At 56.2% G+C, this 10,364-nt stretch carries 6 protein-coding genes; all 6 read left to right on the top strand.

Annotated elements, in window-relative coordinates; genetic code table 11:
- Positions 1–747: 747 nt before the first annotated feature.
- The 6 genes from ABK249_RS32500 to ABK249_RS32475 all read left to right on the top strand — a co-directional run bounded on the left by ABK249_RS32500 (position 748) and on the right by ABK249_RS32475 (position 10,201).
- Positions 748–1,209, top strand: coding sequence for a mobile mystery protein A (locus ABK249_RS32500; protein WP_227705942.1), 462 nt, complete (start codon positions 748–750; stop codon positions 1,207–1,209).
- Positions 1,206–1,802: a mobile mystery protein B gene (locus ABK249_RS32495; protein ID WP_227705941.1), complete on the top strand. Its 597-nt coding sequence runs from the start codon at positions 1,206–1,208 to the stop codon at positions 1,800–1,802. Before ABK249_RS32500 ends, ABK249_RS32495 begins: the two co-directional genes overlap by 4 nt.
- Before the next feature lie 629 nt (positions 1,803–2,431).
- Entirely contained in the window at positions 2,432–3,109 is a 678-nt protein-coding gene (locus tag ABK249_RS32490) for a hypothetical protein (protein WP_227705940.1), read from the top strand.
- Positions 3,025–4,254, top strand: a complete 1,230-nt coding sequence (locus ABK249_RS32485; protein ID WP_348864834.1) for a hypothetical protein — start codon at positions 3,025–3,027, stop codon at positions 4,252–4,254. Before ABK249_RS32490 ends, ABK249_RS32485 begins: the two co-directional genes overlap by 85 nt.
- A gap of 41 nt (positions 4,255–4,295) precedes the next feature.
- The gene (locus ABK249_RS32480; RefSeq protein ID WP_227705938.1) at positions 4,296–4,847 is read left to right on the top strand and encodes a hypothetical protein; all 552 of its coding nucleotides are present in this window, start codon (positions 4,296–4,298) and stop codon (positions 4,845–4,847) included.
- A 269-nt stretch (positions 4,848–5,116) separates the two neighbouring features.
- Complete coding sequence (locus tag ABK249_RS32475) at positions 5,117–10,201, top strand: NACHT domain-containing protein (protein ID WP_227705937.1); 5,085 nt, start codon at positions 5,117–5,119, stop codon at positions 10,199–10,201.
- Positions 10,202–10,364 lie beyond the last annotated feature (163 nt).

Here is a 10,364-nt window from a genome sequence, read left to right as displayed (position 1 = left end):
AAGAATACAGGGCGTTCGTGTTGACGCGATTGCAGTTAATGTGAGAATCCGGTCGCTCGGATTCTCACCTTTAAATGCCAAACCTGGCCGAAACAGCCGCATTCTCACGTTTATCTGCCAAGCGACACCGCCCACACTGCAAGAAGATGTTTTCGATCAACACCATAAATGCAACTAGGTGGTACAACGCAAAAAGAAAAAGTGGCGCAAATCTAGCTGAAACTCAACACCTGTGCCATGTGAGTAACCTCCGTGCAGAGCGGGCCAATCCCGCTCGATGGCTCCTCGAAGGACCAGGGACGGTCGTAATCACCGCGAAGGGGAAGCCGAGTGGCGGCAGCTTGCTAGCCGACCCCGACAGAGGGTTGATCGAGGAGATCCGGCCCTGGTCCAGGACGCTATCAATAAAGAGCGGGATTGGTTTGCTTCGGGCGAGCAAGGTGGTGTTCGGCACGGGTCTCCCACCTGAGCCACAACTGCAGCTCCGCCCTGCTTCTTTCCGCCACACCCCCTCGGCTGTTCAGCCGGAACAAAACGAATTGCGCGCTGGAGCTAAAGTCGTGGAGCGCCCCACACCCGGCTTTCTCCAGATCTTGGATCAAGCTAAGGACTGATACCAATGGATAGAAATCAGACTATAGACTGCTATCACAAGAGTTTTTATCAGTTTATAGTCTGATATGACACGCTTGATGATCAGTCCCTAAGCTGATAACGTATACAACATATCAGTTTGTAGGCTGAGACATGAAAAGTGACACTCGCAAAAGAGCACGGGGACGGCTTGACGAAAGACTTCAGGCGCTCCAACCAATTGATCGGTTTAGGGCACCGCCCAAGGGATGGGTGCGAGCGCTACGCGATGCCCTCGGCATGACGGGTGCGCAGCTGGGCACGCGCATTGGAGTCCGGCCGCAAACAATTGAATCAATCGAAAAGTCGGAAGCTGCCGGGACAATCCAACTCAATACCCTGCGCCGCGCCGCCGAGGCACTGGATTGCACGCTCGTCTATGCCCTCGTTCCAAACAGTTCGCTTGAAGCCGTTGTCGAGGCACGGGCGCGCAAGATCGCAACACGCGAACTTCAGCGCGTCGCGCATACGATGCGTTTGGAAGCACAGGGCACGGACTATGCGGATTCCGAATCTCGTATCCAGGCATACATCCGCGACAGGCTCTCTGAGCGCGATCTCTGGAACGAAGTATGACAGATCTTTTCCAGGAACCTGAAGACGCGACGCCGCTTGAGCCGCAGGAACGAGAGGGTTTGCTCCAGACCTGGATCACTCACCGCCGCGATCTCAACGAAGCGGAAGAGGAAAACATAGTCGAAGGTACGGCTTGGGCGCGGGGCCGGCGGCGCTTGCCACTCGAACGGATGCTCAGCGAAGACTTTATGCGGACGCTACATAAGCGAATGTTCGGTGACGTCTGGCAATGGGCCGGCACGTTCCGGGCGACGGAGCGCAACATCGGCGTTCAGGCTTATCGTATCGGAATGGAGCTCGCGAGCTTATTGAGCGACATCCGTTACTGGATTGAACACAAGACCTTTCCACCGGATGAGATAGCAATCAGATTCCATCATCGCCTCGTCGCCATCCACCCGTTTCCGAACGGAAATGGACGGCAGGCACGTCTCGCAGCCGACCTGCTGATCGAGCGGCTTGGCGGTGATCCTTTTACCTGGGGCGGCGGCAGTCTGGCCAATGTTGGCGAATTGCGAGGACGCTACGTCGCCGCACTACGCGCGGCGGACAATCATGACATCGCTCCGCTTCTGGCATTCGCGCGCAGCTAACAGAACCAACCGCATCTGTGACAAAGACGGTCGGTAGCCACATGGCGCCCGATTGGCGGCACTCCAGGGGTCTTGGTCGATTCCGGGTTCGCGACCTAGCAAGGATGTCAGGGTGGGTCCCAACGCCTTGAAGGGGTACGAACCGTCGGCAGCGTTATTTTCGAAGCAGCGACACTGATTACACTTGAGAATCCCTACTGATCGATATGCGCTGCACTGACAGCCAATTTCGTCATTTCGGAATTAAGTTAACGCGCTTACGGACGGCGCGAGTGCGTAATCGGCGCCTGCCCGGAACCGAATGCCGCTCCGGAGCCCGCGGACTTACTTTTTCTTACACTTTGTCCTAGGGAGGGGTTGGTTGTGAAAAGATTGCCAGTTGCAGCGGTGCAAATGGCAGGCTAAAGCGACAACGATCGCGGCCCCGCGAATGGCGCCGCCGTCGTCCATGCGCAAGGCTTTTCCTCGTTCTTCAAGCGACATGAACCGTTAGACTGGACGCAACCTCGGCGCTTAGCGGCGTATTGCGGATGGGGCTATTAGTTGGGTTCAGCGTACCTTAGCGGTACGTTGTGCCACGACTGTGGTCGATGCCAATCCACGACACGGAACGAAGTTCGGAACGTCAAATGTCTCAGTCCACACGCAGCATCAACCGATCTGCCGCCGACGCATGGTCGCAGCTGGTCAAAAGCGGAGCCCTCGACATCGATGGCCGTGACAAAGAGTTCGCCGAGACTGTCTGCAAGATGCTGGACCCAACAGCAGCTGATCTCGCGGACGCGCTCGCAAAAGCGACGACGGATCAGCTCATCAAAGTGTTCTTCCGTGCCCTCCAGCCTTTCTCGGGAATGTACCGCGAGATCCTGCGATTTTTCAAAACAGCCGGCGCAAAATACGGGCGGGACCAATGGCGAATCGGGATTACCGATGAGCACCTCGAGCTGTCTGACTTTGAAGATTTCCTGCGGATGTGGGACGGCGTTCCCGGTGAGATTGATGTTCCAGCAGTGGGACAAGAAGGCTTTGGCGTTGTTTGGCTTGCCTGGGAAGCGTATCCGCAACTCGGAAACCTTGCCAATAGGGCGGCGCGAGAACCTGCCGAGCTCGGGATTGCCGCGTCGATCAGTGGCTCATCGACTATCGATCGGGTCAGATCAATCCGCTCCCATTGTCGGTGCTATCGAAACAACAGGACGCAGGCTTCCGGGAACTGGCCGCAATGGTCGCAACAGTTCATGAGTCGTTGGTGGCGTTTAGTCAGAACCGAGCTATTCTGCGGTCGCAATTCGATTGGCAAACGTTGAAGGGCAGTGATGCGTTTTCGGTCAACCATCTTGCCTTCCTCGATACCGACAACTGGCTAGCGACAGCTGTTGCAGGCCTGGCACTAACAGATGGGATCGCGCCTGAAAATCGAAACCGGATCGGGCGCGTCCTACGAAACACGCTCGACGGCCCGCCAACGCGCAAGCTGAATGCAAGCGTCTCCTTGAACGACCTCGACCGGTTTCTCTCATTACCGGTTTGGCAGAAGCGCCACGAGATCTATGCGGTTTGGGTATTCTCGGAAATGGCCGTTGCCGCGAACGAGCACGATCTGGAGATACATCACGACCAGGGCAGGATCGCCTTCGAGTTCCGGGAAGCGCGGCTTGCAACTGTCACGTCGGCACGACCACCAATCGATATGATAACAGAGCGCCGGCCTCCTGTTGCGAACCCCGTCGGCGCTGGCCGAACCGCCAATGTCCAGCCCGACTTCGGGATTTGGGCACGCGATCCCGGCTCAGAGCGCTGCGTTCTGGTGGTCGAGGTGAAGCATTATAAACGGACCGAGAAGAGGTCGTTTTCGGAGGTCATGACCGACTATGTGACCGCTCATCCGGATGCGCGTATCGTTCTGGTCAATTATGGCCCGATCGGCGACATTTTGGACCGCATCTCTCTCAGCGCGACCGGGCGTTGCACTACGATCGAGCATCTGACTGCCCTCAACCGGACGGCCAGGGAGGAATTTCGAGAGTCGGTTCGAAAGGTGATCGGACGACCGGTGCGGGCGGCTCTCGTGATCGGTGGAACAACCAGGGCGAAAAGTGCTCTCGCGGTCGATGTTTCGCCATCCATGGCTCCAGTACTAAGTGATCCTCGGTTCATTTCGGCACTGGCCGCGATTGCGGTGACGCCACGCGCCTCCGAAATCTTTCCAATCGATAGACGTGTCCACACCGCGATTTCGGTCGATGGGGCTGTCGAGCGCTTGCGTTGTATCCAAGGCGACATAAACGCATTGGAAGGTCCGGTCACCGAGCTGCTTGGGACCTATGAGGAAGTAATCGTTTTTACGGATCGCGATGGGCTGAACGATTTGAGCGCATTAAAATCGGCAAGTGAGGAATTTGCCGACGGTGGCTTATTCCAAGTAACTGTCTGCAGGCCTGAATCGACCTGATCGGCTGAATTGCAAGAGTAAATGCTCAAAAGGAACAGATCATGGGCGGCTTGGTATTAGAAAACCACTGGGAACGCATTGTCTTGGCCTCCATTAGAGAATTTCTCGGCGCAGAGGACTACGCGACTTCACTTTGGACCGGTACAGATGGTGAGGCCGCGAGAGACGCAGCTTACGACGCTTTGCGTCGGAGCATGGTCTCAAGCATATTTCTGCACCACTTCTCTGAGGTCGCAGTTAATCGCCAGCACCACGCCCTGCATGGCATGACTAAGATCGACATCTATAACGAGCTAGCTGCCAGATCAGTTGGACCCGATCAATCTGCCCGCCCTGAGGACGCAAAGATTTTGGGAGAAGTAGCAGACGCCATAAAACACGGAGAACTTACGGCCAATCATATTCGTCATGTGGCGAGAAACGGGCGCGTAATCGAATGGACGCATGAAGCTTCATCGCTACTCCTTGAAGGTAGGGCGAACAACGAACCACAGATCATCGTCGCGACAGGTAACGGCACGCGCTCGTTGAGGGCCGTTCTGCAAAACGTTTGCGGCACATGGAGCACTTGGCTTGGCCTCGCTCCGTTATAGCGTGAAGACCGTCGGGATTTTGCAGCTTATGTGGTGCCGTGCTGCGAAGAATTTTCGGTGGACGACAGCGAAAGCCGGCCACTCTCTCGTGGACGTACTCTTCCGCAATACCTATCTCTACTTTGACTGGACATAGCGATGCTTCGCGCTCGGCCAGGCTGCAGTCGGTTTTCTAATTAGCCGGAGAGGTCAAATTGAGCGGCTCTAATCCAGCGTCCACGGGTCCAGCTGGTCCTCGTTTCGAAAGCCAAGTGGGAGCTCATTACCTCTTGACCATGCTCGCCTCGGCTGAGCCGCGAGGGTTGCCGGGTACGGTCATCGATCGCGTGGCTTTTCAGCGGGGTGATGAAGGCTTCCCGCTGGATGATGTCATCGTCCATGCTCATGACAGGACAACGGGCGCCAAGGCAAGCCTCCAAATTCAGGTCAAACGAACAATTTCGTTTGCCCCTACAGATGCCGCGTTCAAAAAAACGGCAGAACAGATTGCACGCGCAATCGGTGCTACCTCTTTCTGGGATGAGCGCAATGAATTGGCGATTGCGACCGCCAGAGCGTCCCGGAAAGTCCATGGTGCCTACCAGGACGTTCTTCGCTGGGCACGCCAGATGGGATCAGCACTGGAGTTCTTCGGTCGCCTAAACAGGACAGGAGCTGGCAATGACGACATGCGTGCCTTCGTCCGAACGCTCCGTGATCACCTGCGTGAAGCCGGAGCAGATCATGGCGATGAGACGCTTTGGAAGGTTCTAGGCAGGCTTCAGATCCTGATTTTCGATTTTACAGCAGTTGGGTCTGCCAGCGAGGAATTATCTCGTGAGCGGGCGAGCCGTGTATTGGCGGCGGAGAAGGCTGATCAGGCATCGACCCTGTGGACGACGCTGATCTCAATTACGGAGGAAATTGCAGCCGATGGGGGCGATCGAGACTTTGAGCGTCTTTCGGCAGACTTGTCGCCCCATGGCCTAGCTGTTGCAGCGAATGCCAGACTAAAGAACGTCAGAGCAGCCATCTGGGAATCATCTTCCCTCGCGCTTGCCGATATCGACTACAGGATTGGCGATAGCACACTCGCCCGAACTGAACGGATTGAAGCCGTTAACTCAGCGCTTCAGAGTGGCCGCTACGTTGAAATTCGGGGCGAAGCAGGTGTTGGAAAGTCCGGTATACTCAGGCAGTTAGCCGAGCAGTATTCAATTGAAGGCCGCATTATTGTCTTGGCCCCGGGCCGGACACCACTGCGAGGCTGGCCGCAGATGAGGGTCGAACTAGGTTTCGATGGCAGCTTGCATGAGCTTCTATCCGACTTGGCCGCCGATGGCGGAGCAAGTCTGTTCCTCGACAATCTCGACTCATTCAGTGAACAGGAACGAAAAACCGTCAACGACCTCTTACGAGAGTCGTCGCGCATACCTGGTATGACGGTTATAGCGACCGCGCGTCGAAACTTTGGAATTGACGAGCAATCGTGGCTGGACGTCGATGCTATCAAGGTGCTTGATCCCGCAACACCTGTTATCATTGACGAGTTAAATTCCTCGGAAGTCGAAGAGCTTAGCGACGCTCAACATCGGCTCGCCTTTCTCCTGGCCGATAACCATCCGGCCCGCAAAGTCGTGCGAAATCTATATCGACTATCTCGCCAGATCGCTCAACCGCAAGGGCTGCCCATACCTACAAGCGAACTGGATATGGCCGAGCATTGGTGGAGATCTGCCGATGGTCCCAGGAACGAAGGGCATCGCCTCCGCGCCCGTGTGCTGCGTTCGCTCGCCAGCATGGCGATCAAAGGCGAGTTTGTTCTTGATGCCAGCAATCTGGACGCATCCGCCCTGGACAGCCTGGTGCGAAGCGAAACCTTGAGAGACTTAGGCAATGATCGAGTGGCTTTCCGGCACGATGTCCTGCGGGAATGGGCCATCGGCAACCTGCTTTCAGCCGATCCGCATTCGTTTGACGAGCTATCGCTCGGAAAGCCCGCTACTGCTGTAGTCGGACGCGGGGTCGAGTTGGCAGCGCGGTTTGCGTTAGAACGCGGCGAGTTCGCCGGCGGGTGGGGCAAGGTCCTTGAGCGGCTCTCGACCCCTGACATCCATGGCTCGTGGCGGCGCGCCGCCTTGCTAGCTATCGTCCATTCCGAGGCAGCGACAGAATTGCTTAGGCGAGAGGCCGGCACGCTGCTGGAAAACGATGCCGGTCTATTGCATGAGCTGATCCGAACGGTGATGGCCGTGGACGTCGAACCAGCTTCGTCTCTTTTCCTTCAGATCGGGATCAAGCCGGAACAGATACCGCCGGGCCTCTTTCTTCCCAACAGGGCATCCTGGCTGCATTTGATTCTGTGGCTTATCGATCTCGGAGCCAGTGTTCCTGCAAAAATCATCGATGACATCGCTGAGCTCTATACGAGCTGGATGCTTGCAACATTCGGGCAGGACCGCCTGACGCCAATCTTGCTTTCGTGCTTGCATAGATGGCTGGTCGATATCGAAGATGATGATCGCCAGGCGGAGCGTCAAATGAGCTACACAGGGTCATTTGGCTTCTTTGACGGCCAGCCCGTCGCAGAGAAGCTACGGACCGGGTTATTGCTGTTCGCATCGAAAAGTCCGGATCTTGCAATCGACTACCTCGAACGCATCCGCAAATACAAATACGATCGGGGTATCATAGCAGGATTGCTCAAATTTAGTGGGTCGCTCGCCCAGGCAGCGCCAAAGCAACTTGCCGAGCTTATGGCGGGTAGCCTGATCGCAGTAGAGCCAGAGGATCCGTTCGAACGGTCGTCGCAGCGCCTCGGGCCATTCACATATCTTGATAGCCAGTTCCTCCCAGATGGGCCGACGAGGGGACCTTTCCTGGAACTTCTGAGGCATTCGACGCCCGACGGCCTTGGCCTCGTCAAAAGACTGGTCAATCATGCGATCGCCTTCGGATCCGGTGGTCGGGATCCTGGCACCGATGGCTTTGTTTTGATTTTGGACGGTGAGGAACGTTTTTTTCCATGGCGCAACACATATCGGTGGTCTCGTGGCGACAGCGGATATTATGCCATGGGCTCCTCACTCATGGCGCTCGAAATGTGGGCGCATGAGCGCATTGATGTCGGCGATGATTTCGAAGACATCCTAAAGACAGTGCTGGGGCCGGTTGGATCTCCCGCTGCCTTCCTTTTGATTGCAGTCGATCTGATCATTTCCCATTGGCCAAAGTCGAAAGAGATCGCGACTTCTTTCCTCGCCAGTCCCGAGCTGGTCAGCTGGGATCGTAACCGCGTAGCCCGGGATAGTTTCGACACGCGCGATCTGTTCGGTCTGCGAGCCATGCGAAGTGACCCGGCAAGCCTTGCGGCGGAAGCGGCATTGAAGTCGCGCCCCTCGCGTCGCCTGCCGCTAGAGAGCCTCTATCACGACTACACAATCAACGGGCCGGAGAGCCTTAGGCTCAATCTTGTTGGGAATCTCCAGTTGGCGGCCCAACGGCTTGGCGCCCCGGAACCAACTGCAAACTTTGCGGACCCAGAATTCATGGTCCAACACGCCCTGAATTTGTTGGAACCTGCCAACTGGATTGAACAGGAGTTACAAGCGGAAGGTGGCTCGGTCACACGTGGCCGCCAGTACATATCGCCTGAAATCGAGGCAACACACATTGCCAGGATGAACGAGGGAGAGGCATCTCGGATCGAGCACGCAAACCTGAGTGCGCTTTTGACAATGGCCATGGATAATTCCTCCGGGACACCCATCGATCTGCCGTCGAGGGGCGTTGAATGGGCTCGAAAACAATCAACGATTACCGGGGAAACCGCATGCGACGACGACAGTGATGATGAGGCGTTCGTCAATCAGGAGGCGATCCGCGCAGCAGCGTTAATCCTTCTTCGGGACGGATCGGACGAACTGCGACAGAAGCATGGTGCTTGGGCCGAGGAGCTCCTGACCAAGGCACTTGGCGCCAAGGACGACGCGGCGCATCGCGTCCGTGGGGGTCTACGGTTCAACCCAGTTGCGACTGCGTTCGCGGGACTGGCCGAGCTTTATCTGCGCGATCCGACAACCGCGCGCGTTCGGCTGCTCCTTGATATCGCAGCCAGAGAGAGTCCCGCAGGAGCCCATGGCTTAGCGACTGTCATTGGAAAGCTCAATGTCCATGACGAGCGACTACCAAGGGCAATCCTCCGATGTGCATTGAACGCATGTATCAAGCCCATAAAACTTTGGGATGATCCGGACGAGAGTGAAAAGCAGCGCGCGGACTATGCCACACGACAGGCGGCTGTCGTGAACGCGGAGATTGCCTGGCTCAAAGGCGAGAATGAAACCGAACCGCAGTGGCCGGAATTTTCGACGGAAGACGAAGCTCGCGGCAATCGCAGGAACCGGCGGCGTCTGACCCTCGGAAAGGCGCCAACATCCGCGCCCAAACAGAGAAAATTTATCCGTGCGAGCACCTTTATCGATGACCAGGCTGCCGCGCTTTGGATGAGCACCCTACAGATTGTTACGGACGTCTCCAACATAGTGTGGGTTCGAGATCTTTTGTCAGCTTATAAGGATTTTTCAGCGTCGCTGAACGGAAAGGGTCTGGATACAGACGAAGAGCTATCCCGCACCGCCTATGAATGGAATGCGCAGTATTACCCGCTACTGGCGAAATCACTCGGCGGGCTCTCAATCTCCGAAGTCGGAGCTTTCTCACTCAACGACATCATCAGTCTTCCCGATGAGCCGTTTTTCGATGTCATGCAGGTGTTTCTGCGAGCTGTAGATCTCGTCTACTTCCGAAGTGGAGAGCTTGACGACGTTGCGCCAGAAATTCGTCGACAGCTCACAGAAAGGCTTATCGGGACAAGGGGGTGGGACCGTCACGTTGGACGGGCATCGGGCACGGTCGAAGTCCATCTCGGGCCTGCTCTCGCAACATTGCTGTTCAACGACTATGTTCTGACTCAAACATCCACCTATCTGAGACATGAGGATCTGGCACGCTTCAATCGTATCATCCCTCAGCTTCAGGATTTTCTCGCCAGGAGCCCAAGCTTCTTCACCGCGATTTTCACGATGAACACGCTCGAAGCCATGCCAGAAGCGAGCTTGCTTCCACTTCTCGTAGCTGGTAGCCGAGCATGGCTAACCGCTTATCCCGATAATGTTGACCTTTGGATTGAACGGAAGTTGGGGCAACGCATTTGCGCGTGGCTCGGCGAGATCCTGACCTCAAGTCCCAACGCTCTCGCCTCTGATCAACCCGTGCGAGACGAGGTCGACAACCTTCTTGCTCTCTTGGTGCGAGCAGGCGTTCCGGAGGCTCGCCAGTTCGAAGGTATTTTAGCGGGCGAATTGCCGAGGTAAACGCCTTTTTTCACCGCTGGACACTCAAACTTTGTAGCCCTTTGACTAGCGATTTCGATGGCAGTCCGAACTGGCGTTCAAGTCGGAAGCCGAAATGGATGGATGGAACAATGCCTTCGAACGCCCCTCGTCCATGTGTATGTGCGACTGGTGACATCCGCTA

It is taken from the genome of Neorhizobium phenanthreniclasticum (assembly GCF_040066075.1).
GTDB classification, from domain to species: Bacteria; Pseudomonadota; Alphaproteobacteria; order Rhizobiales; family Rhizobiaceae; genus Neorhizobium; species Neorhizobium petrolearium.
This window is presented reverse-complemented; position numbering and strand designations above follow the sequence as displayed.